Origin of the sequence: Microbacterium terricola (assembly GCF_027943945.1) — a bacterium.
GTDB classification, from domain to species: Bacteria; Actinomycetota; Actinomycetes; order Actinomycetales; family Microbacteriaceae; genus Microbacterium; species Microbacterium terricola.
Genome location: NZ_AP027141.1, coordinates 3,038,866 through 3,065,345 on the forward strand (window position 1 = coordinate 3,038,866; position 26,480 = coordinate 3,065,345).

Sequence of the window (26,480 nt, forward strand, 5' to 3'; positions counted from 1 at the left end):
CCCCGGGGGCCGCCCGGGACATCCGGAGGACTCCCGTGAGCATCGAGACCGCAGAAGAGCCCGCGCGCGCCGGGCACGCCGAGCGTGCCGCCGAGGGCGCCAGGGCACGGCCGCCGCGGCCGTCCTCACGCCCGAACGGCCAGTGGAAGATCGACGGCACCGCCCCGCTCAACGGCAACGAGGAGTGGAAGCAGGTCGACGACGGCCTGAGTGTGCGCGACCGCATCGAGAAGGTCTACGCGAAGGGCGGATTCGCGTCGATCGATCCGACCGACCTGCACGGCCGGTTCCGCGTGTGGGGTCTCTACACGCAGCGCAAGCCCGGCATCGACGGCGGACGCACTGCGACTCTCGAGCCGCACGAGCTCGAAGACGAGTACTTCATGCTGCGCGTGCGCATCGACGGCGGCCAGCTCACCACCGAGCAGCTGCGGGTCGTGGCCGGGATCTCGACCGAGTTCGGCCGTGACACCGCCGACCTGACCGACCGGCAGAACATCCAGCTGCACTGGATCCAGGTCGAGGCGATGCCCGAGATCTGGCGTCGACTGGAGGCCGTCGGGCTCGGCACCACCGAGGCGTGCGGCGACGTGCCGCGCGTCATCCTGGGCTCGCCGGTCGCCGGCATCTCGGCCGATGAGCTCATCGACCCGACCCCGCAGATCGACGAGATCACCGAGCGGTTCATCGGCGATCCGTCGCTGGCGAACCTCCCCCGCAAGTTCAAGTCCGCGATCACCGGGCACCCCAGCCAGGACGTCGTGCACGAGATCAACGACGTCGCCTTCGTCGCCATCGACCACCCCGCGCACGGCGTGGGCTACGACCTGTGGGTCGGCGGCGGCCTCTCGACCACGCCGCGCCTGGGCGAGCGCCTCGGCGCCTTCGTGCCGGCCGAGCGCGTCGCCGAGGTGTGGCACGGCGTCGCGCAGATCTTCCGCGACTACGGCTATCGGCGCCTGCGAAACAAGGCACGCCTCAAGTTCCTGCTGGCCGAGTGGGGAGCCGAGAAGTTCCGCCACGTGCTCGAGACCGAGTACCTCTCCGCACCCCTGCTCGACGGGCCTGCCGCGCCGAAGCCCTCGACGCCCGGCGACCACATCGGCGTGCACCGCCAGAAGGACGGCCGCTTCTACATCGGCGTCACCCCGATCGTCGGCCGCGTGTCGGGCCCGACGCTGGCCGAGCTCGCCGACGTCATCGAGACGCACGGATCGACCCGCCTGCGGACGACCCCGCACCAGAAGCTCGTCATCCTCGACGTGCCTGAGGAGAACATCGACCCGCTCATCGCCGAGCTCGACCGCCTCGGCCTGAGCTCCCGGCCGAGCCTCATCCGCCGGGGGACCATCGCCTGCACCGGCATCGAGTTCTGCAAGCTCGCCATCGTCGAGACCAAGGTCAACGCCACCAACGCCGTGCTCGCCCTCGAAGAGAGCCTGCGCGGCCTCGACCTGCCGCATCCGATCAGCCTCCACGTCAACGGCTGCCCCAACTCGTGCGCGCGCATCCAGACTGCCGACATCGGGCTCAAGGGCCAGCTGATCACGAACGACGCCGGCGAGCAGGTGCCCGGCTACCAGGTGCACCTCGGCGGCGGGCTCGCCTCGCAGGACCGCGACGAGGCCGGCCTCGGCCGCACCGTCCGCGGGCTCAAGGTCGAGGCCGACGGCATCGCGGAGTACACCGAGCGGGTCGTGCGGCGCTTCCTCGCCGATCGCGACAGCGCCGCCGACGAGACCTTCGCCCAGTGGGCGCACCGCGCGGACGAGGAGGCACTCCAATGAGCGTCTCCCTCGCGCCGCGCGCCGCCGTCCGGCGCGCCCCCGACGAGCTGCGCGCACTCGCGGAGGCCGGCAACGAGCTGCTCGGCAGCCTGACCGACCACGAGGCCTCCCCCGCCGAGGTCGTGCGCTGGGTGGCCGAGAACTTCTCGACGGATGCTGCGGCCGTCGCCTGCTCGATGGCCGATGCCGCGCTGCCCCACCTCGTGGCCGAGCAGCTCCCCGGCGTCGACGTGCTCTTCCTCGACACCGGCTACCACTTCGCCGAGACGCGCCACACGCGCGACGAGGTCGGACGTGTGCTCGACGTGCGGATCGTCGACGTGCTCCCCGAGCAGACCGTCGCTCAGCAGGACGCCGAGTTCGGCGCGCAGCTGTACGCGCGCGACCCCGCCCTGTGCTGCGCCCGCCGCAAGGTCGCTCCGCTGCAGGACGCCCTCGGCGGCTACGAGGTGTGGTTCACCGGCGTCCGCCGCGAGGAGGCGCCCACCCGGACGAACACCCCGCTGGTGACCTGGGACGAACGCAACGGGCTGGTCAAGGTCAACCCGGTCGCCGCCTGGACGTTCGACGATCTGCTCGACTACGCCGGCGCCCACCAGGTGCCGGTGAACCTGCTCGTCACCAACGGGTACCCCTCGATCGGGTGCGAGCCCTGCACCCAGCCCGTCGCGGCCGGCGAGGATCCGCGTTCGGGTCGATGGGCCGGGCTCTCGAAGACGGAATGCGGGCTGCACTCATGACGATCTCGAACACCGCAGACGTTTCGTCTCGGTTCGCTCGCTCAACGACCCGCAGGGGAGTCGGCCTCTCCACCCTCGACCTCCTCGAGGCGGAGGCCATCCACATCATCCGCGAGGTGGTCGCCGAGTTCGAGCGCCCCGTGCTGCTGTTCTCGGGCGGCAAGGACTCGGTCGTCGTCCTCCATCTGGCCACGAAGGCGTTCTTCCCCGGCCGCGTGCCGTTCCCCGTGCTGCACGTGGACACCGGGCACAACTTCCCCGAGGTGCTCGCCTTCCGCGACGAGACCGTCGCCCGCCTCGGCATCCGCCTGGAGGTCGCCCGGGTGCAGGACTACATCGACGACGGCCGTCTCAACGAGCGCGCAGACGGCACCCGCAACCCGCTGCAGACGCAGCCGCTGCTCGACGCGATCGCGGCCGGCCGCCACGACGCCGTGTTCGGCGGCGCCCGCCGCGACGAGGACAAAGCCCGAGCCAAGGAGCGCATCATCTCGCTGCGCGACGAGTTCGGTCAGTGGGATCCGCGCAACCAGCGCCCTGAGCTGTGGGCGCTGTACAACGGGCGCCACACCCCTGGTCAGCACGTCCGGGCCTTCCCGATCTCGAACTGGACCGAGCTCGACGTCTGGCGCTACATCGAGCGAGAGGCCATCGCCCTGCCACCGCTCTACTACGCGCACGAGCGCGAGGTGTATGCCCGCGACGGAATGTGGCGTGCGACGGGCGAGTTCTCCCCCATCCGCGCCGGCGAGACGCTGGAGCGCCGAGTGGTGCGCTACCGCACGGTCGGCGACATGAGCTGCACGGGCGCGGTCGAATCGGATGCTGCCGACGTCGCCGCGGTCGTGGCCGAAGTCGCCCGCTCCACCGTGACCGAGCGGGGCGCCACCCGCGCGGACGACCGCCTCTCCGAGGCCGCCATGGAGGACCGAAAGAAGGACGGGTACTTCTGATGACGACGGTGAGCGAACCCACCCTCTTCCGCTTCGCGACGGCGGGGTCGGTCGACGACGGCAAGTCGACCCTCGTCGGGCGACTGCTGCACGACTCGAAGGCGATCCTCGCCGACCAGCTCGAGCAGGTCGCGCGCACCTCCGTCGAGCGCGGCTTCGCGCACGGCACGGGCTTCGACTTCGCCCTCCTCACCGACGGCCTCCGCGCCGAGCGCGAGCAGGGCATCACGATCGACGTCGCCTACCGCTACTTCTCCACCGGCGCGCGCAGCTTCGTGCTCGCCGACTGCCCCGGCCACGTGCAGTACACGCGCAACATGGTCACCGGAGCGACCACCGCCGACGCGGTCGTCGTCCTCATCGACGGCCGCAAGGGCGTGCTCGAGCAGACCCGCCGCCACCTCGCCGTGATCGCCCTGCTGCGTGTGCCGCACGTGATCGTCGCCGTCAACAAGATCGACCTGCTCGACTACGCCGCGGATGCGTTCGCGCCGGTCGAGTCCCAGGTGCGTGCGGTCACCGACGAGCTGGGGATCCCCGCCGTGCACGTGCTCCCGGTCTCAGCGCTCGAAGGCGACAACATCGTCGACCGCAGCCCGCACACGCCCTGGTACACCGGTCCTGCCCTGCTCGAGCTGCTCGAGTCGCTCCCCGGCCAGGACGAGCTCGACAGCGATCTCGAGGCATTCCGCCTCCCCGTGCAGCTCGTCCTGCGGCCGCAGGGCGGACTCTCGCCCGAGATCACCGAGGGCGAGCAGGCCGCCTACCGCGACTACCGGGCCGTCGCCGGGCGCATCTCGTCCGGCACCGTCCGCGTCGGCGACCGCGTGACGGTCTTCCCGAGCGGCATCGAGACGACCGTCACCGGCCTGACCGCGGCGGGCGTCGCGGTCGAGGAGGCGATCAGCCCGCAGTCCGTGGCCGTGCAGCTCGCCGATGACGTCGATGCGGCCCGCGGCGCCGTGCTGACAGCATCCGGCTCCGCCCCCGCGGGCACGCGGGAGTTCGCCGCCGAGCTCTTCCAGCTCGACGCTCGGCCCCTGGCCAGCGGTACGCGGGTGCTCGTCAAGCACGGCACCGCCACCGTGCAGGCGGTCGTGGAGGTCACCAGCCGCTACGACCTCGACACCCTCGCGCACGACGACGCGAGCACGCTCGCCGTGAACGACATCGGACGCGCTCGCGTGCGCGTCGCCCCCGAGCTCCCCGTCGAACCGTACGCCGTGAACCGGCACGGCGGCTCGTTCCTGGTCATCCACCCGTCCGACGGCGCGACTCTCGCCGCCGGCACCGTCCTGGCCTGATTCGCCTCGGGCCGGGGTCCACTCGAACAAGAAGGAGGCGACTGATGAACACCCGCATCTTCAAGATCACTACCCTGGCCGTGGCTGCGATGATGCTCGCGGGCTGCGGCGCCTCCGCCGAGGCGTCGAGCGACGAGCCGGCCGACCTCACCGGGGGCACGGCGGCCGACGCGCTCCGGCTCGGCTACTTCGCGAACGTCACGCACGCGCCCGCGCTCGTGGGGGTGCACGAGGGCATCCTGGCGGACGAGCTCGAGGGCACCGAGCTCACGACGCAGATCTTCAACGCCGGCCCCGCCGCGATCGAAGCACTGTCGGCCGGGGCGATCGACGCCACCTACATCGGCCCGAACCCCTCGATCAACTCGTACATCCAGTCCGCCGGCGAGTCGGTGCGCATCGTCGCCGGCGTCACTTCGGGCGGTGCGCAGCTGGTGGTCCGCGACGGCATCGACAGCCCGGACGACCTCGCCGGCACTACGCTCGCCACTCCTCAGCTCGGCAACACCCAGGACGTCGCGCTGCGCAGCTGGCTGGCCGACGAGGGCTACGAGACCGACACCACCGGCGGCGGGGACGTGCACATCACCCCCACCGAGAACGCGCAGACGCTGACCCTGTTCCAGGAGGGCGACCTCGACGGGGCGTGGCTGCCCGAGCCGTGGGCGTCGCGCCTGATCCTCGAGGGCGGGGCGCACGTGCTCGTCGACGAAGCCGACCTCTGGGAGGACGGCGCCTTCCCCACCACCGTGCTGCTGGTGAACGCCGACTTCCTCGCCGAGCACCCTGAGACGGTCGCGGAGCTGGTGGCCGCCAACGACGAGGCGATCACGTGGATCGAGGCGAACGCCGAGGATGCGTCGGCCGCCATCAACGCGCAGCTCGAGGTCGACGCGGGCAAGCCCCTCGCCGACGACGTGCTGGCCAGGGCGCTCGAGAACGTCACGTTCTCGGTGAACCCGCACGCGGAGACGTTCGAGACGCTCGTCGCCAACGGTTTGGAGGCCGGCACGCAGAAGGACGGCTCGATCGAGGGCCTGTTCGACCTCCGACTGCTCAACACCCTGCTGTCCGACTCCGATCGCGAGACGGTCTCGGCCGCAGGGCTGGGTGAGGACGGCTCATGACGCAGCCCGCGTCGCAGGGTGTCGCGTCCGCCGGAGCACCGGCGGACGCGGCGCCCGAGCGCGCCGGGGCGGCCGCATCCGTCCCGCGGTTCACGCCGAGCTTCGACATGACGACGCCCCCGCGGGGCGATCAGCGACCCGCCGCCGACCCCGCGGTGCGGATCGACGGGGTCACCAAGCGCTTCGGCGCAGGGCCGACCGTGCTCGATCGCGTCTCCCTCGACGTCGCACCGGGTGAGTTCGTGTGCCTGCTCGGGGCGTCAGGCTGCGGCAAGTCCACCCTGCTCAACCTGATCGCCGGGTTGGACAAGCCGACCTCCGGCACGATCACCACGCCCGGCGAGGGCTCCGCGGTCATGTTCCAGGAGTCCGCGCTGATGCCCTGGCTGAGCGCCCGCCGCAACGTCGAGCTCGCGCTGCGCCTGCGCGGGGTGCCCCGCCGTCAGCGCGGCGAGCAGGCGCTGGCCCTCCTCGACACGGTCAACCTGACGGAGGCCGCGGATCGCCGGCCGCACGAGCTGTCCGGCGGCATGCGCCAGCGCGTCGCCCTCGCCCGGGCGCTCGCGCAGGACCGGCCGGTGCTGCTGATGGACGAGCCGTTCGCCGCCCTGGACGCCATCACCCGCGACCTGCTGCACGAGGAGCTCGAACGCACCTGGCGGCGCACCGGCCGCACCATCGTGTTCGTCACCCACAACGTGCGCGAGGCCGCGCGCCTCGGCCAGCGCATCGTGCTGCTGTCGAGCCGTCCTGGCCGGGTCGCCGGCGAGTGGCGCGTCGGGAAGACCGAGGGTCGCCGCATCGAGTCGCCCGAGGTGGCCGCCCTGTCGGTCGAGATCACCGACCGCCTGCGTGAGGAGATCAGCCGAAATGCCGCCTGAGACCCTCGCGCGCGGCGCGCGCCCTGACGACGACCTCCGCACCCTGTCGGCCGGCCTCGATCGCCTGCAGACCGACGTCGACGGGCACGTCAGCCCGTGGCAGCGCTTCGTCACCAGCGTGCTGCCGCCCATCATCTTCGTCGTCGCGCTCATCGTGGTCTGGCAGCTCTACGTCGTCATCGCCCAGCCCCGGCCCGACAAGGTGCCGAGCCCCGCGGCCGTCGTCGGGGCGCTCGGCGATGCATGGCAGAGCGGCACGCTGCCGATGGCGATCGCGACGAGCCTCGAACGCGGTCTGATGGGCTTCCTCATCGCGATCATCGTCGCCACGCCGCTCGGGCTGCTGCTGGCCGAGGTGCGCGTGCTCCGCCGCGCGATCGGCCCGATCATCTCGGGCCTGCAGGTGCTGCCGTCGGTGGCCTGGGTGCCTGCGGCCATCATCTGGTTCGGCCTCTCGGACGCCACCGTGTACTTCGTCATCCTGATGGGCGCGATCCCCTCGATCGTCAACGGCCTCATCGCGGGCGTCGACCAGGTGCCGCCGCAGCTGCGCCGGGTGGGACAGGTGCTCGGCGCGAGCCGCACCCAGCTCGCCACCGTGGTCATCCTGCCCGCCGCACTGCCCGGCTACTTCGCCGGACTCAAGCAGGGCTGGGCGTTCTCGTGGCGCTCCCTCATGGCGGCGGAGATCATCGCGACCGGCGGCAGCATCGGCTTCGGCCTCGGCGCCATGCTGCAGCAGAGTCGCGACCTCGCCGACCTCGCCGGCGTCCTGTCGACGATCCTCGTCATCCTGGCGATCGGCATCCTCGTCGAGCTCGCCTTCTTCGCCCCGATCGAGCGCCGGATGCTGCGCCGTCGCGGCCTGCTGCAGGGAGTCCCCCGATGACATCCGCACACGGACACGTGGCCCTCGTCGGCGCCGGCCCCGGCGACCCCGGCCTGCTCACCGTCCGCGGGCTGCGCCTGCTCGAGGCCGCCGACGTGATCGTCGCGGACCGGCTCGGCGCCCGCGCCGTCCTCGACGGCCTCGCCGCCGAGGGGGTGGCGCTCACCGCCGAGGTGGTCGACGTCGGCAAGCTCCCCGGCCATCACGCCGTGCCGCAGGACGCGATCAACGCCCTCCTCGTACAGCTCGCCCGGGCGGGCAGGCGGGTCGTCCGGTTGAAGGGCGGCGACCCCTACGTCTTCGGGCGCGGCCTGGAAGAGCTCGCGTTCTGCCGTGAGGCGGGCGTCGACGTCGAGGTCGTCAGCGGCGTCACCAGTGCCGTCTCCGTGCCCGCGATCGCCGGCATCCCGCTCACCCACCGGGGGGTCGCGACCGCCTTCACCGTCGTCACCGCCCATGACCAGTTCGGCGAGCTCGGCGGCGGCCGCGACCACACAGCCGTACTGCTGATGGGGGTCGGCACCCTCGCGCATGCCGCGATCACCCTCGCCCGCGGCGAGCGCGGCGCCGACTGCCCGGTGGCCATCGTCGAGGACGGCTTCGGCGAGCGGCAGCGCGTCACCGTCGGCACCCTGTCCACCATCGTCCACCAGGCGGCCGCCCGCAGCGTCCGCAACCCCGCCGTCATCGTCGTCGGCGACGTGGTGCGTCTGAGCCCGTACGCCCCCGCCGATCTGACCGCACGAAAGGCCGCATCCCTGTGACCACCGCATCCTCCTTCCGCCCGCTCCGCGTCGCGATCGTCGGCGCCGGACCCGCCGGCGTGTACGCCGGCAACATCCTGGCTGCGTCCGTGGCCGAGCGGGGCGGCGCAGTCGAGATCGACCTGCTCGAATCGCTCCCCTCGCCCTACGGCCTGATCCGCTACGGCGTCGCCCCCGATCACCCGCGCATCAAGGGCATCGTCACGTCGCTGCACGAGATGCTGGACTCGGGGCGCATCCGGTTCGTCGGCAACGTCGAGGTGGGGCGCGACATCTCCGTCGACGAGCTGCAGGCCCGCTACGACGCGGTGATCTTCGCCACGGGCGCGATCCGCGACGCGGCGCTCGCGATCCCCGGCATCGACCTCCCCGGCAGCTACGGCGCCGCCGACTTCGTCGCCTGGTACGACGGGCACCCCGACGTGCCGCGCACCTGGCCGCTCGAGGCCGAGCGGGTCGCCGTCATCGGCAACGGCAACGTCGCCCTCGACGTGGCGCGTGTGCTGGCCAAGCATCCCGTCGATCTGCGCACGACCGAGATTCCCGACAACGTGCTCGCCGGTCTCGAGGCTTCGCCCGTCACCGACGTGCACGTGTTCGGCCGGCGCGGGCCCGAGGCGATCAAGTTCACGCCGATCGAGCTGCGCGAGCTCGGCGAGGTGCCCGACGTCGACATCGTGCTCGCCGGCGAGGACTTCGCGCACCTCGAGGGCTTCGTCCCCGGCAACAACCAGCTCAAGGTCATGCTGCGCACGTTCGACCAGTGGCGTCAGCGCGGGACGACCGGGGCGAGCCGGCGCCTGCACCTGCACTTCTTCCACGCGCCGGTCGAGGTCCTCGGCGACGACAGCGTGCGCGGGCTGCGCTTCGAGCGCACCGCCCCCGGACCCGACGGCACCGTCGTCGGCACCGGCGAGCTGCGCGAGCACGCCGTCGAGGCCGTCTACCGCGCGGTGGGGTACTTCGGCTCGCCGATCCTCGATGTGCCGTTCGACGAGGCGCGCGGCGTGATCTCGAACGCCGAGGGGCGCGTGACGGATGCAGCGGGCGACCCCGTCTCCGGGCTGTACGCGACCGGGTGGATCAAGCGAGGTCCGGTCGGCCTGATCGGCCACACCAAGTCCGACGCGATGGAGACGGTCGCGCACCTGATCGCCGACGCCGAGGCGGGGACGCTTCCCGCCCCCGTGGCCGAGGGCGACCTGCTCGACTTCCTCGACGAGCGCGAGATCGCGTACACGACCTGGGACGGCTGGCGCGTGCTGGACGCGCACGAGCGCACCCTCGGAGAGAGCCACGAGCACGCCCGCGAGCGGGTGAAGGTCGTGCCCCGCGACGAGCAGGTCGGCATCTCGCGCGCGGGCAGCCTCACCCGGTCATGACCCCGCGGGATGTGCTGATCATCGGCGGGGGTCCCGCGGGCCTCTCCGCCGCCCTCAACCTCGGCCGCGCTCGCGCGACCGTCACGGTGATCGACGCCGACCGGCCGCGCAACGCCGCCACCCTCGCCTCGCACGGGTTCCTCACCCGCGACGGCATCCCGCCGCAGGAGCTGCGGGCGCTCGCCCGGGCAGAGCTGGCGGCCTACCCGCAGGTGGAGGTCCTCCGCCGCACGACCGTGCGATCCCTCGCCCGCGACATCGACGGCGGATTCGTGGCGACCCTCGACGGCCGCGCTGGGCCGGCGACGCTGCACGCGCGGGCCGCGCTGATCGCGACCGGGCTCCGCGAGACGCTGCCCGATGTGCCGAACATCCGCGGCTTCTACGGGATGTCGCTGTTCAGCTGCGCCGCGTGCGACGCGTGGGAGCTGCAGGACCGCCCGCTCGCCCTCATCGGCGAGACGCCCGACCTCGCCGCCCGGGCCCGGCTGATCGCACGGTGGACCGACGCGCTTACGGTCTTCACGAACGGCGCCGACACGGTGAGCACCGTGGAGGAGGCGGAGCTGACAGCATCCGGGATCCGCGTCGAGCGCGCGCCGATCGCCGGGCTCGACGGGGACCGCGGGGCGCTCGAGGCGGTGTGGTTGGCCGACGGCACGCGCGTCGCGGTGACCGGCGGGTTCGTCCGCCCGGTGTGGACGCCCGCGCTGGAGTTCCTCGACGGGCTCGGCGTGGACCGCGACGGCGAGGGTCACCTGCTCGTCGACCGGGCGGGCCGTACGAGCGTGCCCGGTCTGTACGGAGCGGGGGATGCTGCCGCCCCCGGACCGCAGCAGCTCATCGTCGCTGCCGGTCAAGGCGCGCGGGTCGCCGCAGTGCTGGTGCACGACGCCGTCGGCGTGACGACCGCGCACTGACTTCCTGTCCCTCCCCCCACCGCCCCCCACCGTTTACGGCCGCGACACGCCGCTTGTGCCGGCCCGCATGCGGCGTGTTCCGTCCGTAAACGGGATGGGGTGGGACGACGGGACTACCCGAAGCGGCCGTTCACGTAGTCGAACGTGCGGGGGTCGACGGGGTCGTGGAACATCGCCTCCGTGTCGCCGTGCTCGACGATCGCGCCGGGCGTGCCCTGAGCCGCAAGGAAGAACGCGCACTGCTGAGAGACGCGCTGGGCCTGCTGCATGTTGTGCGTCACGATCACGATCGTGACCTCGTGCGCGAGCTCGAGCATGGTCTCCTCGATCACGCGCGTCGAAGTGGGGTCCAGCGCGGAGCACGGCTCGTCCATCAGCAGCACGCGCGGCTTCACCGCCAGCGACCGGGCGATGCACAGGCGCTGCTGCTGCCCGCCCGACAGCCCGGCGCCGGGCGCCCGCAGGCGATCCTTCACCTCTTTCCACAGCCCCGCCTTGATCAGGCACGACTCGACGAGCTCATCCTTCTCATCGCGCGACGCCCGGGTGCCGGTCAGCTTGAGCCCCGCGATCACGTTGTCGTAGATCGACTGCGCGGGGAACGGATTCGGCTTCTGGAACACCATGCCGATGTGCTTGCGCGCCTCGACGAGCTTGCGTGAGGGGTCGTAGATGTCCTCGCCGTCCAGCAGCACCTCTCCGGCGAGCGAGGCGGACGGCACCAGCTCGTGCATGCGGTTGAGGATCCGCAGGAAGGTCGACTTGCCGCATCCGGACGGCCCGATCAGGGAGGTGACCACGCCCGCGGGCATGGTGAGGGAGACCCGGTCGAGCACCTGATGGTCGCCGAACCAGGCCGAGATGTTGCGCCCCTCGAGGGCGGCGAGCGGCTCGGCCACCGGCACGGCCGCCGTCGCGGCGCTGCGGCGCGGTGCTCTCGGCGTGCGCAGTCGCGGCGTCCTGCGCGACGGAAGGGGTTCGATCACTGCGGTGATGTCGTCGGTCACTGCTGCCGGCTTTCTGGGTGGTCGGATGCTGCGGTCACAGCATGTTGGGGAGGAGGCGGGTGATCTCGTCGGCGACGAAGAACCCGGCGAGCAGGAGCACGGGCACGAAGACGATCCACGTCTTCTGCGAGCCGATGCGTCGCAGCGACCACACCGCGGCGATCTCGGCGGCGATGAGGAACTGCACGGCGAAGACCAGGGCCCACACCGTCGAGACGTCCGTGCCGAGTGCCGTGTCGGAGGCCGGCAGGGTCGCGGTCGTGGTCATCCGCGCGCCGGCGGGCTGGACGTCCGAGGTCAGCTCGGCGTCGACGTACGCCACCCCGGTGGGCACGTAGGGCGCGCCGCGGGAGGTCTGCAGGATGAGGCGGCTCTCGCCCGCCTTCGGCGCAGGCGGCGTGGGGTCTCCGGCGTATCGGAGGCCGATCACCGCGAACTCCTGCAGCCCCTGGCCGGTGCGCACCGTGATCACGTCGCCCGGGGCGAGGCTCTGCAGGTGCGAGAACGGGCCCCCGTACGCGGCAGCCCGCCCCATCAGGACGCTCACGCCGCCCTGCCCCGGCAGCACCGTGTCACGCCGGTGCCCGATGCCCGCGGTCAGCACGCCGGACGCCGTGCCCTCCACGATGACCTCGTGCAGGCCCAGGCTCGGGATGGCCAGGAGGCCGACCGGTGCGCCGTCGGCCAGGAGCACGTCCTCGAAGTCGCCCTCGCTGACCGGCGCGATGCCCGCCTCGAGCTGCGCCCGGTAGTCGTCGGAGAGGCGCTGCTGGGCGACCAGATGCTGGACGTGGCTGAACACGAGGAGGTTGAGCGCGAACATGATCAGCAGCGCGGCGGCCACCGCGGCGAAGCTGCGGGCGAACGCCTGACGCGTGGTGAGCGGCGCCAGCACCACAGGGGGACGCGGGGGACGCTTCGGCGGGCGCGGGGCCTTCGGTGCGCGCGGGGGCTTCGGGGAGCGACGCGACGTGGGCGCCTCCGTGGTCGTCACGCCGTCACCTCCGCCGTCCTCGCCGGCCAGGAGCCGCGTGCGGCGCGCACACCCCACCAGGCTGTCGCGACGACGATGAGGACGATCGCGACGAACCAGGGGAAGGCGAACACCGTCGCATCACGGACGAGCGGACTCAGCTCCACCCCGTCGACCTCGTCGGGGGGAAGGATCGTCGCGTGGGCGAAGTACATCCCCCACTGTCCGACGTCTTCGATGGATGCCGTCATCACCCGGGTCTCGCCCGGCTTCAGGTTGTCGACGGTGACGGTGACGTTCTGGCCGACGCCGTTGCCGAACGGCGTCTGCACCCAGAACACCGTGTCGGCGTCGATCGTCGACTCGGAGACGTTCCGGAGGGTCACGGACACCTGGATGTCGCCGGCTGCGGGGTTCAGCGACGGGGTGTAGCGATGCTCGAGGCCGGACACCGTGAGGATGCCGCCGAGGTCGGTCTCGTCGTCGGCGATCGGCGTCGGTTCGGGGTCCGGCGCGACGTCCGACGGGCCGGACGCATCGGACGGCGGCGCTGCTCCGAGCCCGCCGGGCACCGGGTCGTCGTCGGAGCCGCCTTGTTCAGCGTCGCAGTCGGGAGCAGGCCCGAGGACCTCGGCGGAGAGCAGCACGCCTCCGTCGGCATCGACATCCGGCTCGGTGCAGGCGGCCGCCTGGCGGACGACGGCGCCCTGTGCGGGCAGGGGCGCGCTCGCCCACGCTGCCGTGCCGCCCAGCAGCGTGACGCCGAGCGCGACGAGCAGCATCGACGCGCCCCCGAGGACGCGACGGGTCCGGACTCCTGGGCGGCGGGCGTTGATGGGCGGCACCTCAGCGATCCGTGCGGTCGTCAGCGGGCGCGCCCACGGGCACCGGGACGGACTCCGCCTCTGCCTTGCGACGCGCCTCCGCCTCGGTGTGCGCCACCCAGGCGGCCGCGTTCTTCTCGTCACGGCGGCGACGCCACCGCACGAACAGCCAGATGGCGACGCCGAGCACGATGACGGCGAGGATCGTCCACGGGACCACGATCATGACGACGTCGCGCCGGGTCTCCTGGATCGGGGCCTCGATGAACCCGTCGGCCTTGCCGATCATGCGGACGTAGGGGTTGAGGTACCCCCATTGGCCGACACCGGGCACGGTGACCGTGAGGGCCCGGGTCGAGCCCGGCAGCATCTCCTCCACCTCGGTGCGGACGAGCTGTCCGGTCTCGAGGCCGAAGAAGGTGCGCACGCCGGTCACCGCACTGGCCGACAGCGCGACGTTTCCGGCGTTCTCGACCGTGTAGGTGACGGTGGTCGTGCCGTCGAAGGGGTTGATCGTCGGCGAGTACGACGGCGACATGCCCGTGATCGTCAGGAGCGGCTGCAGGTCGCCGGCGACGCGGACGTAGAGGCGGCTGCCGACCCGGCGATCGACGAGCACCTGACCGTCGGGCGAGACGGTCGACACGACGATGCCGGCTGCGTGGTCGCCGGGCGATGCGTCGGCAGGCACGGTCAGATCGACCGGGAGCACCTTCGACCCGCCGGCGGGGAGCGTGACCGTGACCTGCTTCTTGCCGCCCACGGTGATCCAGCTGCCCGCGTCGGTGGGGGTGGCCTCGGTGTCGAGGAGGGCGAACCCTCCGTCGTCGTTGTTGAACGCGTCGGTCGCGAAGACCGTCAGCTCCTGCTCGACGGTGCCCGTGTTGCGCACCTCGTAGAAGTCCTCGATGTGCTGGCCGGGGTCGGCCGCGTACGTGAAACGTGAGCGCCCGTCGGCTCCGGAGTCGTCTGCGGGCGCACCCGCGATGCCGACCGTGTCGTCGTCGGCGGCGAGTGCGGCGGTCGCCGGCATCGACGAGAGCAGAAGCCCGAGGGCGAGCGCGGCGATGGTGGCGATGCCCGCGCGCGAGGTGGTGAAAGGTTGCACAGTACATTCCGACAAGTGAGGCTTGCTGGCTCGCATCCGCGGGGTGAACCAGATGTGAACGCCGGACGCACGATGTCTGCTGACCCGGCCGAAGGACGTGGAAAGGAGGGGCGATGCCTGGTGGCATCGCCCCTCCCGGGGTGCGATCGCGGTGATCGCGAAGGGTGCCTAGTCGCCGATCAGCGTGAGCGTCAGCTTCGAGGTGTAGGTGCCCGCAGGAGCGTCGACCGGCGCCACGAGGGTCAGGTCGGCCGAGAACGTGGTCTCGCCGATGCCCTTGCCCGCGTCAGCAGCGGCGAAGTCCGCCGGGTAGACACCGGAGCCGGCGGTCTGCGCCGCGGCCAGCTCCGCACCGTGCGCGTCGGTGACGAGCGTCGGAGCGAGGCCGAGGTGCTCGGCGCCGAACGTCGACGAACCGCTGGTGAAGTCCGCCACGTCGGCCGTCAGCGTCCAGCCGGGACGCGACACGATGCGCTCGTCGACGACCGAGAACTCCGGCAGCTCGGCGGTGGACGTCGACAGGTGGTTCACGAGCGTCGCGGTGCCGAACGTGGCCTTCGCGCCGGCCGGGACCTCCAGGCTGAGCGCGCCGTCCTCGGCGCCGACCGTGGTCGCCTCGAGGTCGATGTCGCCCTTGAGGCAGTCGTCCGGCGTGGGGATCTCGTCGCAGTGCGCGGGCGGCTCGACGACCGGACCGCTCTGGTCGGCGAACGTCCAGTTGCCCGCGCCGCCCGGCTGCACGACGATCGTCGTGAACAGCACGCCGGCGTCGGCGAGGTTGAGGCCGTTGTTCTTCGTCCACGCGAAGCCGAGGCTGTACGTGCCGCCGGCCTTCACGCCCGCCCAGTTGCCCTTGGTGAAGCCCGAGAGCGTCAGGTTGGGGCTCTGGATGCCGACGGTTCCCGGCACCAGCGACGAGTCACCGGTCGCCGACCAGTTGGCGATGGTGGTCTCCTGACCGACGGGCGAGATGAACAGCGTGGCGCCGGTGGCGTCCGCCGTGCCGGGGAACGGGATGTCGAGGTCGGGGATGGTCTTGCCGGGCGACGAGATCACCTGGTCCTCCCACGCCAGCACCTGGTCGTCAGCGAGCAGGTGCCCGTCGCCGGCGTCCAGGAGGTAGAAGTCGGGCTCCCCGGCGGCCGAGGCCGAGAGCGACGTGCCGAGCACGCCGGCGGCGATCAGGCCGACGGCGACGAAGGACGCCGTCAGCTTCTTCGAAGTGATGTTCATGGTGCTGTTCCTTTCAGGTCAGAGCGTCGCGAACGCGCGCGTGATCGTGGTGGTCGAGGGGGCGAGGAAGCCGAACTTCTTCTTCACGTTGCCGACGGACGTGCCGATCGTGCCGAAGCTCGTCAGGCTGTTCGCCACCGTCGGGTTCACCAGGCGCGCCAGTCCCGCGTCGTACTTCGGGTCGGCGGTGTTGATGCGCGCGTACTCGACCACGAGGTAGGTGTCGCGGCCGAACTTGGTGTCGGAGTAGTAGGTCGAGTTGGGAACGAGGTTCGGAGCGGAGCCGGTGAAGGCCGCCTGCCCGGCGATCGCCGAGCCGAACGCGACACCTGCCGCCGTGGTGGTGTTGAGGCCCGCCACGCCGTTCGCCTGCGAGATCCAGTTGGCCGCCGAGAACGGGATGATCTGGTTCGCGCCCAGCACGGTCGCGTCGTTCTCGGGGGTCGTGTTGCCGGTGTCGTTGACGCACGAGCCGAGCGTGGTGACGCCGATGGCCGAGAGGAAGAACGAGCGCGTGCCCGAGCCGTTCTGCGGGATGCGCGGGGTGACCGCGATGCCGTCGATCTCGGTCGTGGTGCACTCGTAGATCGCCTTGAGCTGCGCGGCAGTGAGCGTGGCCCACGACGCGTTGCCGCCCTTGTACGCGAAGCCGACGGCGTCGCGCGCGTACGGCACGTAGGCGAGGAGGCCGGAGGTGTTCGCGTTGGCGCCGGGGCCGCTCGAGGAGCGCGCGATGTCGACCTGGCCGGTGATCGCCTTCGCCGGAACCGCCGCGTTGCCCGAGTACGTCGCACCCGTGATGGATGCGCGGAGCGCGGTGACGCCGGCGCCCGAGCCGGACGGGCGACCGAAGAACGGGCCGCCGGGCTTGGCCTGGATGGCGGTCGATCCGAACGCGTCGAAGTTGCCGAGCGTGGTGTTCGACGACGTGACGCGGAGGAAGCCACCGGAGGCGTTGGTGCCGTTGATGATGGCGTTGGCCGAGTCCTGCAGCGTGTCCGACCCGACCAGCGAGTAGCTGTTCGAGACGGGCTCGGCGTAGGCGGAGCTGCCGAAGCCGACGCAGGCCAAGGCGACTCCGACGGCCGCGCTGACGGCGACCATCTTCCTGATCTTCATGTGATTCCTTCTGTGTGTTGAGTGAGGTGTCTTGCGATGAGGTGGTGCGGGAAGGGTGAGTTCTGGGGGTCAGAGGCGGCGACGCATCCGACCGATGACGGGCACGGCGCACGCCCCGGCGAGGCCCGCGAGGAGGCTCGTCGGCACGGCCGCCGGCATGGCGGCGAGTTCGGGGTCGGCGGGCGTCACCGGTCCGCTGAGTGCCCCGGCGGCCGCGCCCGACGCATCGGGATCGCCCGTACCGGAGGAGGAGGGGTCGCCCGAGAGTCCGCCCGAGCCCAGCCCGGACCCGTCGCCGGCGCCCGTCCCGGATCCGCCGTCGGCGCCCGGCTCGCCGGCAGGCTGATCGGGGAACTCCTCGGTGGGCGGCGGGGTCGCGGCGCCGGCCTCGATGGCCACGGCGGCGTTGAGCGCCTGCGTGCGCCAGCTGTCGGGGATCGGGGCGTAGCCGTCCGGCAGCTGGCCGAGGTCGACGCCGGGTTCCTGCCCGTTCGTCGCGGCGTAGCGGATGAACGTGGCGTAGCTCGATCGCACGGCTGCGTCGGCGATCGCCGGCGACGCGGCGGCGTACACCGGGACGGTGAGGGGGTACGCGGTGGCGGCCGCCTTCGCCGGCGCGGACTCGGGTGCGAACCCGTAGACCTGCGATTGGGTGGCGGCGGGCGTCATCGCGGCGGCCGCGGCGCGCATCGAGTCGGTGCCGGCCGAGACGAACCGGCCGGCGGGGTTGCGCAGCGCCGCCGTGTAGACCTGGTAGCGCGCAGCGGCGGAGGTGTCGGTCAGCCCGAGCACGCGCTGCTGGCCCGGCAGGTACCGCGCGGCCTTCTGATACTTGGGCACCGGAACGCCCAGCGGATCCCACGCGCCGAGCACCTGCCCGTCGCCGCGCAGTGTGAGGTACGCGCTGGTGGAGAAGTCCGTCACGAACGGGCGCCACGTGATGAGGTCGATCGGACCCTCCGTGTCGGTCCCCTCCTGCACGACGGGATCCGCCTTCGGAAAGTCGTCGCGCGGCAGCGTGAGGGCGGCGCCGGAGGTGTTCGCCTTCGCCGTCGTGGCGCTCCACGGGTTCACCGTCATGCCCCACGGGTCGGCCTTGCCCTTGAGGAAGTCGACTGCGTCGGGGTCGCTGACGATGTAGGTCCAGTGGACCGTGGCCGCGTCGGATCGGCCCTGCGGCACGAGGATGTCGGACAGCGACGGCGAGACGAGTGACTGGTCCGCCCATTCCGGGTCGTTGATCGCCAGGAAGTCGGGGTCGTTCGTGAGCCCGCGCGGGTTGTAGACCCGCTTGCCGTCCGACAGGTGGCTCAGGTGCGTGCGGTCGGCGTACGTCGGCAGGGAGTCGACGTACGAGCTCGTGAGCAGCTTGGCGAGCAGCCGCGGTGTGAGCTTGAGATCCGTGAGCGGCAGACCCGCCCGCTGCTTCGACTCCTCCGACGCGGACTGCTTCGGCTCACGGTCGACGGCGAACGACACGGTCAGCCCGGTGAGCGCGATCGGCGCGTACTGCAGCGTGTCGGTCACCCCGTCTCCCGCGGCGAGCGGCTCGGTCGTGAGCGCCAGCGGCGCCGCACCGCCCGAGTTGGCGGCGATCAGCGCGTCGGATTCGACCCCCGTGAGCGCGGAGTAGATCGCGCCGCCCTTCGCGTTGCAGAGCGCCGGCTGCCACGACGAGATGGCCTGGCTGACGAGCTCACTGCCGGCGAGCTGACGCTCCGCTGCGCCGATCGGGCAGCGCAGGCCGAGCGCCTTGAAGTCGAGGCGCACCGCGATGCGGTGCTTCCACGCATCCCAGAAGAGACCGGACTGCGTGATGTTCGCCGAGCCGGAGTCGCTCGTCCCCCTGGGCACGATCACGAGCCAGCACGACTGACCGGAGACCGCGCCGTAGTCTGCGGTCACGGGGGTGCCGCAGCCGAGTCCGGGGGCCTGCAGGGCGGTCTGCACCTCGAACTTGACCGAGCCGGTGCCGTCCGCGCCCGACCCTGCCCAGGGCACCTCGTTGGTCGTGAGCGCGGTGAAGAACTCATTGGTGTTCAGGTCGACGGTGGAGTCGTGCTTTCCGTCGACGACCGACTCGACGACCTCGTTGGTCACCGAGCGGAACGGGATGCCGGTGTAGGTCGGGTTCGCGAAGCCGTCGCCGAAGACCGTGTACGGCTCGTCCTCCTTGGCGACGGTGTCGTCGCCGTCCCGGAATGCGTCGCGCGTGGTGCCGGGCGTCAGCGTCGCGCCGTACTGGCAGGTCGTCCGGTCGGGCGCGTTCACGTCGTCCGGGTCGTCCCCCCAGCACTGGAAGATCTGCAGGAAGTTCTGGCCGCCGGTCTGCTGGCTGGGCACGGTCGACTGCGCGGCTCCGGTCCAGCTCACCTGGATGCCCTGCGACACCAGGTCCTGCGTCTGCGACACCGTCACGGCGAGGTCGGGGAAGGGCGCGTTCTCGAGGTCGTCGTCCTGTGTCGCCGCGGTCACCGTCACGGCCGAGCCGTCCGCTGCGGCGGCCGAGGGTGCCGCGGCGATGCCCGCGAGCGACATGGTGCCGAACGTCAGGCCGGCGACGATCCCGCCCGCAAGGAGCGAGGGGATCCACGACGTGCGGGACGTGCGGGAAGACGGGCGAAGCAACAGAGGACTCCTGAGAGTGAGCGCCGATCGGGTATGCCGGCGAGCCGAAGCTATGGGCGTGGATTGACATCTGGGTGAACGATTCGCCAACGAGGGCGGGGCCGATCATGGCGGATGGGTGCTGTCGTCAATGGCGCGCGGGAAACAGGGTTTGATCGGGGCTTTCAGCGGGCACGGCGATCGCCGGGGACGTGCCCCGGAGGTCGGCGCGAGGGGATCAGCTCTGCTGCGAGCCGCCTCTGCGCAATCGCCGAGAGGCGAGAGGAGGAACCACCATCGCCAGGACGAGGAGGATGCCGGCGGCCAGCATGAGCGTCTGCGGCGCGCCCCATTCGTCGCTCTCGAGGGTGAACGGAGCGGATGCGGCGACGGCCGTGCCTGTCGAGCCCGAGACGAGCGCCCCGTTGGAGTCGTAGACCGCTTCGCCCGAGCCACCGCCGGCGTCGCCGGATGCGTCGCCGCTCCCCCCGTCGCCGCCGGACCCGCCCGCGGCCGCGCCCGATCCGTCGCCGGACCCCGACCCGCCCGAGCCGGACCCGCCGGAGCCGGCACCGGCCGAGCTGCCGCCGGTGCCGCTGCCCGTCGTCGGGGTCTCCACGGAGCCCGCGCCGGCGGTTCCCGTCGTGCACTGGTTGGGGCCCTTCCGATCGCAGTCGGCCGGCTGTGGGGCCGTCTTCGCGAGCTGGTTGCTGGAGGGGCTGTCGCCGGCCTTGAAGGTGGGGTTGTTGCACTTCGCGAGGTCGATGCCTGCGGAGCCGGCACCGGGGATGCGCTTGATCTGATCGGACCCGGCCATCACCAGGTTCATCGGCAGCGGCGAGTAGCCGAGCGCCGCCGCCTGCTGCTGCCCCTCGCACAGGACGTAGCTGGCGAAGGCGCCGAGGGTGCGCCCCTTCTTCTTGGTGAAGACGTTCGTGGTCTCCGTCGGCACGATCATGTACGAGTAGCTCGACAGCGGGTACGCGCGCGGGTCGGTGCTGCCGTAGACGCCGTCGAGGATCTGCGTGAGGTAGTCCACCGACGACTCGTTGTCGTTGATCTTCGCCTTCAGCATCGCGACGGCGACGGACGACGCGGTCGGCTCGATGTAGTAGCCGGCCTCGTTCAGCACCTTCGCGACGGGGAAGCCCGACTTCAGCGCGTACGAGTACTCGACGTACGTGATCGCGCCCTCACCGTAGTTCTGGCTCACGTACCCGGCGACGCCGAGCGAGCCGTTCTGCGCCTTCCCGCCCGACGGCGTCGGGAACTGCGAGGTCATGCCCGCCTTCCAGATGTCGGAGTGCGTCTTCGACATCCACAGGGTGAACTGCGCCGACGAGCCGGACCCGTCCGACCGGACCACCGGCACGATCGTCCGGTCGGGCATCTTCAGTCCGGGGTTGTCGGCCTGGATGGCCGCGTCGTTCCACTTCTTGATCGCGCCGGTGAAGATCTTCGTGATCGTGGTGCCCGACAGCCGCAGGTTCGTGACCCGCTTGCCGCCGATTTTCAGGTTGTACATGAACGACGTCCCGCCGGCGACGATCGGCATGTACGCATACTTCGTCGTCGGACGCTCGGGCGCCGAGTTGTCGGTCGGGTTCGTCTGGAACGGGATCTCGCTGATCGCGAAGTCGACGCGCCGGTTGATGAAGTCGGTGCGGCCGGCCGACGACCCGACACCCGAGTAGTTCACCGTCATCGCGTAGTTGGACGCCACGTTGCGACGCCACTGGTCGAGGGCGTTCTGCGACCAGGTCGATCCGGAGCCGGAGATCCGGGTCCAGCTGTCGTCGGCGGTCGCGGGCACGCTGGTGAGCCCCGCGGCCATCACGAGGAGTCCGGCCAGCACCAGGGCGAGCCGGCGGAAGCGGGAAGGACGGCGGATCACGGTGTCTCCTCTGAGGACGGAGCCGAGGGGGCGGGGTGGGAGGCGGGCACGGCGAGGTGGGCGGCGGCGCCGGCGGGCGGGCGCTGCGCCATCCGCACCGCGTCGCGGCGAGACGCGTCTGCGGCCGCCCGCTGCTGGCGGGGCGTCAGCCGCCCCGGTCCGCGGCCGCCGAGGATGCGGGCGATCGTGAAGAGCAGCAGCACCAGGAAGATCAGCGTCGCGGCCGCGCCGAAGCCGCGCGCGATCATGTTGGGCTCGGGCGACTTGACCATGTCGAAGCCCTGCAGCGGCAGCGAGATCATCGGCCCGGAGAACGGGTTGAGGTTCATGACTGCCGTCACCCCGGAGGTGAGGAGGACGGGCGAGGTCTCGCCGACGCCGCGGGCGGTGCCGAGGATGACGGCGGTGACGAGGCCCGACCGTGCGGTGGGGAGGACGACGTGCCACACCGTGCGCCACCGGGATCCGCCGAGCGCGTAGGACGCCTCGCGGAGGTTGCCGGAGACGAGGCGCAGCACGACGTCGGACGCACGGATCACGATGGGCAGCATCATCACCGTGATCGCGATCGACGCCGCGAAGCCGGACTTCTCGTGGGTGACGAGCGTGATGATCGCCGCGTACACGAACAGGCCGGCGACGATCGAAGGCAGCGCGGTCATCGCGTCGGACACGGTGCGGACGAATCGCGCGAACCGGCCCCCGATCTCGTTCATGAACACCGCGGTGGTGATGCCCAGCGGGATCGTGATCGCGAGCGCGATGCTGATCTGGATGAGGGTGCCGACGATCGCATGCAGGATGCCGCCCACGTCGAGGGGGTCCAGCGGCCCGGCGAACTCCATCGTCTCGGTGAAGAAGTTGAGATGGCTCATCGCGGGGATGCCGCGGATGAGCGCGTAGGCGACGACGAAGATCAGGGCGCCGATGAGGATCAGCCCCGCGCTGTAGAGCAGCGCCGTCATCACCCGGTCGGCGACGGCCTGACGGTCGCTGCGCAGGGAGACGAGGAAGGCGAAGATGCCGACGAAGGCGAGGTAGGCGACGACCGCCCATCCGACCGCACCGGTCATCGGCGTGAACCACCCGAACAGCAGAGTGGCCAGGGCCACGGCTGCGGCGAGCGCGCCGATCACGTTGAACCGGTCGTCCAGGGTGCCGCTGCGGACGATGCGGCGCTCCCCGACCTCCGTGTCGCCGGGGTCGGGCAGGTGGGTGCGTCCTGGCCGGACCGCCGGCTCGGTGTGCACGTCGGAGAGCGTCATGTCACGCATCCGTCTCTGCGCCCGAGCGCGACCGGGCGACGATCTGCGACGCGGTGAAGTTGATGATGAGGGTGATGAGGAAGAGCACCAGGCCGGCTGCCATGAGGGCCGACAGTCCGAACTCGCTCGCCTCGCCGTAGCGCAGCGCGATGAGCGCGGACACCGAGTTCGATCCCGTCTTGAGCACCTGCCAGTTGATCTCGAAGATGGGCGAGATGATCATGTAGATCGCGATCGTCTCGCCGAGGGCACGGCCGAGACTCAGCATGGTGCCGCCGATGATGCCGCCGCGTCCGAACGGCAGCACGACGGTGCGGATCATGCCCCAGCGCGTCGACCCGAGCGCGAGGGCGCCTTCGCGCTCTCCGACCGGAGCCTGCGAGAACGCCTCGCGCATCACCGATGTCTGGGTGGGCACCACCATCAGCGCGACGACGATGCCGGCGATGAACGCCGACGACGTGAACGCGCTCGCATCGGTCAGCCGATTGCCGTCGGCGTCGGTGACGGCGAAGATCGGGATCCACGCGAAGTACGTCGAGATCCACTGCGCCACCGGGATGACGTTCGCCTGCAGGAAGAACACGCCCCACAGTCCGTAGACCACGCTGGGGACGGCCGCCATCAGGTCGACGAGAGTGATGAGCGCCGACTTCGGCCCTTCCGGCAGGATCTCGCTGATGAGCAGGGCGGTGCCGAGCCCGAGCGGCACCGAGAGCGTCAGGGCGATGAGGGCGATCGACACCGTTCCGAACAGCACCGCCGCGATGCCGAACTCCTGCGTCTCCGGCGACCACTGCTGCTCGGTGAAGAACGAGAAGCCGGCGACCCGCAGAGCGTCGCCCGCCCGGAAGGCGAGGAAGATGCCGACCGCGAGCATGATCCCGACGGTGATCCCGCCGGCAGCGAAGCTCACGGTGCGGAAGGCGCGATCCGCACCGGACGGGCGGGACTTCAGGTCGCGGCGCGTGGCCGCCGCGAAGGCGTCGTCGTCCGACACCGGCAGGACGGTGGTCTGTTCGTCGTCTCTGCGGACGTCGAGGTCGAGGCTCACGCGAGCACACCGGGGCGCGGCACAGCGGACATCAGGTTCCTTCGGGTGGAAGATCGACCGGAGCGAGTGGGCGCCTCACGGTCGTTGATCAGCGTGGACCCGCTCGGTGAACGCAGGGCGTCCGGCGGGCGAAGGACGGCCGTCTGCGGTGTTGACGAGGCGTTCCGCGCGCTCATGGGGTGGGCACCGGGGTCGGCGACGGAGATGGCGCGTGGGTGGGCGTGGCGCTCGGAGTCGGCGCGGTGGTCGGCGGGGGTGTCGGGGAGGGGGATGCTGCGGGCGCGGCCCGCAGGACGGTCACGGTGGCGCCGAGACGGATGGATGCGCCCGCCGCGGGGTCCGTCCCCAGCACCGCGCCGTGGGCGGCCTCTGCGCCTGCCGTCTCCGCGAACACCACGACGAAGCCGGCCTCCTCGAGGGTCGCGGTCGCGCGTTGCGGCGACGACCCGGCCACCGGCGGCACCGCGTTGAAGCCGGACGCCACGACGAGGGAGACCGCGCCGCCGCGGGCGAGGCGGGCTCCGGCTCCGGGCGACGAGCTCAGCACGGTCTCGGCCCGGCGCGGGGAATCCGCCTGCGACAGCTCGCCCACCACGAACCCCGCCTCGGCGAGGGCAGCGCGTGCCGCAGCCAGGGTCAGGGTGCGCAGGTCGGGCACGCTGGTCGTGGCCGGGTCCGCCGGACCGCCGGTCGTCGGCGCGACCGTGCGGGACGCGGTCGGTGTGGCGGATGCCCGCGGCGCCGTCGGCGAGGGGGAAGCGACCGCGACCGACGGCGCGGTCGCGGCGGCGTAGAAGATCGCCGCGGCGATCCCCGCCGCCGCGAGCCCCCCGACCGCCCACGCCCATCCCGCGCGCCCACCCCTCGTGCCGAGATCACGTGATCTCGGCGAGCGCACATGTCCTGGTGCGCCATTGCGGGTGATCTCGTCGAGATCACGTGATCTCGCCTCAGCGGGGGTGAGGTTGGTGCGGCCGAGCACCTTCGTCACGTCGGTGCGCGAGACCGGCACGGGGCGGGCGGCGGGCAGTGCGGCCGCCGCGGCGAGCGCCGCCCGCATCTCGTCGGCCGACGCGAACCGGTCGGCCGGGCTCTTCAGCATCGCGCGCACCACCACCCGATCGAGCGCCCGGGGGATACGGGGGTCGGTCACCGACGGCACCGGTGGTGGGGCCTCGACGTGGGCGCGCATTGTCTGCGCCGCGTCTGCGCGCTCGAACGGCGGGCGTCCGGTCAGCGCGAAGTGCAGCACCGCGCCCGCCTGGTAGAGATCGCCGCGCTCGTCGACCGGCTCGCCGCGGGCCTGCTCGGGCGACACGTAGTTCACGTTGCCGAGGACGCCGGTCCGTCCGTCCTCCGTCGCATTCAGGATGCTGGAGGCAACCAGAGCCGCCTCGCCGGCGGCGTCGGCCGACCCGAAGTCGAGCAATCGCACGCTCGCGAGCGACAGCACCCCGTCGACATCGACGGCCACCGTGATGTTGGACGGCGACACGTCGCGGTGGATGATGTCGGCCGCATGCAGGGCGGTCAGCGCCCGCAGCAGGCCTTCGCCGACCGCGACGGCGTCGGCGGCGGAGAGCGGTCCGTGGCGCTCGACATGCTCGGCCAGACTCACGCCCTCGGCCAGGTCGAGAGCGATCCAGACGACCGGGTCGGCCGCGTCGCCGTCGATGCCGGCATCCACGACCCCGACGAGGTGCGGATGCCGGACGCCCCGCATCCGCTCCGCCTCACCGAGGAACGCCGCCCTGGCGTCGGCGCGACGCGCCAGATGGGGATGCAGCGTCTTCAGCGCGACCGAAGCGCCCGTCTCCCCGTCGACGGCGGCGAAGACCGAGGCCGAGCCGCCCGAGCCCAGCAGCGGGCCGAGCTGGAAGCGCCCCGCCAGCAGGCCCGGAGCACGGGTGGGCCCACCCGCACCGGCGGGCCCACCCGCACCGACGTCCGGTGAGTTCTCACCATCCGTCGGCACTGTCGCTCCGCGGCGTTCGGCGGACGAACCGCCCGGACGGCCCACAGCGATCCGCTGCGGGCGACAGCACGGCTCCAGGCAGCGCCGCGAGCGCCAGCGCTGCGGCCTCGGCCCCGGATGAGCTCGACGCGTACCACCGGCTGCAGGTCATGACGGGCATGCCGTGGGCGGTGAGGATCCAGGCGCGGGCGGAGCCCCCCGGCGCGGTGAGCATCTCGACCTCGAGCGCATCGGGCGCGGCCTGCAGCTGCTCGACGTGCGTCCGGGCCCGTTCGAAGCTGCGGTACAGGTGGTAGCTGCGGCCGATCTCGCGGTTGTTGCTGGCCATGAGACGCCAGAGGCCGCTGCGGGGGCCAGCCGGAGCGGAGGCGACGTGCTCTGCGGCCTCGCGGACGCGCTGGGCACCGGCGAGGGGAACCAGCGGATCGCGGAACCGCCGCCACGCCAGCTTGAGCGGGTCGTCGGGTGACTCGAAGGCAGTGAAGGCGACGCGCGCGCGGACCATCACCCCGCCGGGGGGACTCACGGTGTCTGCCATCCGGGTGTCGCTCCAGTACCGGCCCATCGCGCTACCGCCGACATGGCGGGGCTGTGCTCAGCTACCAAATGAGGAGGATCCGGGACATGTGTGACGCACAGGCCCTGCAGAGGCAATCCACAGGTGTCGCGGAGAT

22 protein-coding genes are annotated in these 26,480 nt (G+C 71.7%); 10 read left to right on the plus strand and 12 right to left on the minus strand.

Translation table 11 applies throughout. The features are described 5' to 3' along the window. The first annotated feature begins 41 nt into the window (after positions 1–41). The 10 genes from Microterr_RS14475 (at position 42) to Microterr_RS14520 (ending at position 10,747) form a co-directional block, all read left to right on the plus strand. Positions 42–1,787, plus strand: a complete 1,746-nt coding sequence (locus Microterr_RS14475) for a nitrite/sulfite reductase (RefSeq protein ID WP_404810212.1) — start codon at positions 42–44, stop codon at positions 1,785–1,787. Continuing rightward, entirely contained in the window at positions 1,784–2,527 is a 744-nt protein-coding gene (locus Microterr_RS14480; RefSeq protein ID WP_263797129.1) for a phosphoadenylyl-sulfate reductase, read from the plus strand. The genes Microterr_RS14475 and Microterr_RS14480 overlap by 4 nt, the downstream gene beginning before the upstream one ends. Beyond that, positions 2,524–3,480 (plus strand): sulfate adenylyltransferase subunit CysD, encoded by a 957-nt coding sequence (cysD, locus tag Microterr_RS14485; protein ID WP_263797128.1) that lies wholly within the window; start codon positions 2,524–2,526, stop codon positions 3,478–3,480. The genes Microterr_RS14480 and cysD overlap by 4 nt, the downstream gene beginning before the upstream one ends. Next, complete coding sequence (locus Microterr_RS14490) at positions 3,480–4,784, plus strand: sulfate adenylyltransferase subunit 1 (RefSeq protein WP_404810176.1); 1,305 nt, start codon at positions 3,480–3,482, stop codon at positions 4,782–4,784. Before cysD ends, Microterr_RS14490 begins: the two co-directional genes overlap by 1 nt. Before the next feature lie 44 nt (positions 4,785–4,828). Next, positions 4,829–5,911, plus strand: a complete 1,083-nt coding sequence (locus Microterr_RS14495) for an ABC transporter substrate-binding protein (protein WP_263797125.1) — start codon at positions 4,829–4,831, stop codon at positions 5,909–5,911. A 107-nt stretch (positions 5,912–6,018) separates the two neighbouring features. Continuing rightward, positions 6,019–6,792: an ABC transporter ATP-binding protein gene (locus tag Microterr_RS14500; protein ID WP_263798873.1), complete on the plus strand. Its 774-nt coding sequence runs from the start codon at positions 6,019–6,021 to the stop codon at positions 6,790–6,792. Continuing rightward, complete coding sequence (locus tag Microterr_RS14505) at positions 6,782–7,681, plus strand: ABC transporter permease (protein ID WP_263797124.1); 900 nt, start codon at positions 6,782–6,784, stop codon at positions 7,679–7,681. The genes Microterr_RS14500 and Microterr_RS14505 overlap by 11 nt, the downstream gene beginning before the upstream one ends. Beyond that, positions 7,678–8,445: a uroporphyrinogen-III C-methyltransferase gene (gene cobA, locus Microterr_RS14510; RefSeq protein WP_318528818.1), complete on the plus strand. Its 768-nt coding sequence runs from the start codon at positions 7,678–7,680 to the stop codon at positions 8,443–8,445. Before Microterr_RS14505 ends, cobA begins: the two co-directional genes overlap by 4 nt. Further along, positions 8,442–9,827: an FAD-dependent oxidoreductase gene (locus Microterr_RS14515; protein ID WP_263797123.1), complete on the plus strand. Its 1,386-nt coding sequence runs from the start codon at positions 8,442–8,444 to the stop codon at positions 9,825–9,827. Before cobA ends, Microterr_RS14515 begins: the two co-directional genes overlap by 4 nt. After that, on the plus strand, positions 9,824–10,747 hold the full coding sequence (locus Microterr_RS14520) for an NAD(P)/FAD-dependent oxidoreductase (RefSeq protein ID WP_263797122.1): 924 nt from the start codon (positions 9,824–9,826) through the stop codon (positions 10,745–10,747). The genes Microterr_RS14515 and Microterr_RS14520 overlap by 4 nt, the downstream gene beginning before the upstream one ends. A 113-nt stretch (positions 10,748–10,860) precedes the next feature. Here Microterr_RS14520 and Microterr_RS14525 read toward each other — a convergent pair whose 3' ends face one another. The 12 genes from Microterr_RS14525 to Microterr_RS14580 all read right to left on the minus strand — a co-directional run bounded on the left by Microterr_RS14525 (position 10,861) and on the right by Microterr_RS14580 (position 26,344). After that, positions 10,861–11,646, minus strand: coding sequence for a phosphate ABC transporter ATP-binding protein (locus Microterr_RS14525; protein ID WP_263798872.1), 786 nt, complete (start codon positions 11,644–11,646; stop codon positions 10,861–10,863). Between the two features lie 142 nt (positions 11,647–11,788). Further along, on the minus strand, positions 11,789–12,748 hold the full coding sequence (locus Microterr_RS14530; RefSeq protein ID WP_263797121.1) for a sortase: 960 nt from the start codon (positions 12,746–12,748) through the stop codon (positions 11,789–11,791). Further along, complete coding sequence (locus Microterr_RS14535; RefSeq protein ID WP_263797120.1) at positions 12,745–13,572, minus strand: hypothetical protein; 828 nt, start codon at positions 13,570–13,572, stop codon at positions 12,745–12,747. Before Microterr_RS14535 ends, Microterr_RS14530 begins: the two co-directional genes overlap by 4 nt. A 1-nt stretch (position 13,573) precedes the next feature. Continuing rightward, a complete protein-coding gene (locus Microterr_RS14540; RefSeq protein ID WP_263797119.1) occupies positions 13,574–14,659 on the minus strand; it encodes a DUF916 domain-containing protein in 1,086 nt (361 codons plus the stop codon). Between the two features lie 168 nt (positions 14,660–14,827). Further along, positions 14,828–15,892 carry a hypothetical protein gene (locus Microterr_RS14545; protein WP_263797118.1) on the minus strand — a complete coding sequence of 355 codons (1,065 nt, stop codon included), beginning with the start codon at positions 15,890–15,892 and terminating at the stop codon, positions 14,828–14,830. A gap of 18 nt (positions 15,893–15,910) precedes the next feature. Continuing rightward, a complete protein-coding gene (locus tag Microterr_RS14550) occupies positions 15,911–17,011 on the minus strand; it encodes a hypothetical protein (protein ID WP_263797117.1) in 1,101 nt (366 codons plus the stop codon). 69 nt (positions 17,012–17,080) lie between these two features. Continuing rightward, positions 17,081–19,639 carry a hypothetical protein gene (locus Microterr_RS14555; protein ID WP_263797116.1) on the minus strand — a complete coding sequence of 853 codons (2,559 nt, stop codon included), beginning with the start codon at positions 19,637–19,639 and terminating at the stop codon, positions 17,081–17,083. Positions 19,640–19,856: 217 nt separating this feature from the next. Next, complete coding sequence (gene pstS / locus Microterr_RS14560; RefSeq protein WP_263797115.1) at positions 19,857–21,512, minus strand: phosphate ABC transporter substrate-binding protein PstS; 1,656 nt, start codon at positions 21,510–21,512, stop codon at positions 19,857–19,859. After that, positions 21,509–22,777 (minus strand): phosphate ABC transporter permease PstA, encoded by a 1,269-nt coding sequence (gene pstA, locus Microterr_RS14565; protein WP_263797114.1) that lies wholly within the window; start codon positions 22,775–22,777, stop codon positions 21,509–21,511. The genes pstS and pstA overlap by 4 nt, the downstream gene beginning before the upstream one ends. Before the next feature lies 1 nt (position 22,778). Further along, positions 22,779–23,831, minus strand: a complete 1,053-nt coding sequence (gene pstC / locus Microterr_RS14570; protein WP_263797113.1) for a phosphate ABC transporter permease subunit PstC — start codon at positions 23,829–23,831, stop codon at positions 22,779–22,781. A 172-nt stretch (positions 23,832–24,003) separates the two neighbouring features. Beyond that, positions 24,004–25,806 carry a protein kinase domain-containing protein gene (locus Microterr_RS14575; RefSeq protein ID WP_281974208.1) on the minus strand — a complete coding sequence of 601 codons (1,803 nt, stop codon included), beginning with the start codon at positions 25,804–25,806 and terminating at the stop codon, positions 24,004–24,006. Further along, entirely contained in the window at positions 25,790–26,344 is a 555-nt protein-coding gene (locus tag Microterr_RS14580; RefSeq protein WP_263797111.1) for a hypothetical protein, read from the minus strand. The genes Microterr_RS14575 and Microterr_RS14580 overlap by 17 nt, the downstream gene beginning before the upstream one ends. Between the last annotated feature and the right edge of the window lie 136 nt (positions 26,345–26,480).

What these genes read in the sequence shown, in the direction of transcription:
- Microterr_RS14480 (WP_263797129.1), top strand. Translation starts at nt 1,784, where the DNA reads ATGAGCGTCTCCCTCGCGCCGCGCGCCGCCGTCCGGCGCGCCCCCGAC.
- cysD (WP_263797128.1), top strand. Translation starts at nt 2,524, where the DNA reads ATGACGATCTCGAACACCGCAGACGTTTCGTCTCGGTTCGCTCGCTCA.
- Microterr_RS14490 (WP_404810176.1), top strand. Translation starts at nt 3,480, where the DNA reads ATGACGACGGTGAGCGAACCCACCCTCTTCCGCTTCGCGACGGCGGGG.
- Microterr_RS14495 (WP_263797125.1), top strand. Translation starts at nt 4,829, where the DNA reads ATGAACACCCGCATCTTCAAGATCACTACCCTGGCCGTGGCTGCGATG.
- Microterr_RS14500 (WP_263798873.1), top strand. Translation starts at nt 6,019, where the DNA reads ATGACGACGCCCCCGCGGGGCGATCAGCGACCCGCCGCCGACCCCGCG.
- Microterr_RS14505 (WP_263797124.1), top strand. Translation starts at nt 6,782, where the DNA reads ATGCCGCCTGAGACCCTCGCGCGCGGCGCGCGCCCTGACGACGACCTC.
- cobA (WP_318528818.1), top strand. Translation starts at nt 7,678, where the DNA reads ATGACATCCGCACACGGACACGTGGCCCTCGTCGGCGCCGGCCCCGGC.
- Microterr_RS14520 (WP_263797122.1), top strand. Translation starts at nt 9,824, where the DNA reads ATGACCCCGCGGGATGTGCTGATCATCGGCGGGGGTCCCGCGGGCCTC.
- Microterr_RS14545 (WP_263797118.1), bottom strand. Translation starts at nt 15,892, where the DNA reads ATGAACATCACTTCGAAGAAGCTGACGGCGTCCTTCGTCGCCGTCGGC.
- Microterr_RS14550 (WP_263797117.1), bottom strand. Translation starts at nt 17,011, where the DNA reads ATGAAGATCAGGAAGATGGTCGCCGTCAGCGCGGCCGTCGGAGTCGCC.
- pstA (WP_263797114.1), bottom strand. Translation starts at nt 22,777, where the DNA reads ATGACGCTCTCCGACGTGCACACCGAGCCGGCGGTCCGGCCAGGACGC.
- Microterr_RS14580 (WP_263797111.1), bottom strand. Translation starts at nt 26,344, where the DNA reads ATGGCAGACACCGTGAGTCCCCCCGGCGGGGTGATGGTCCGCGCGCGC.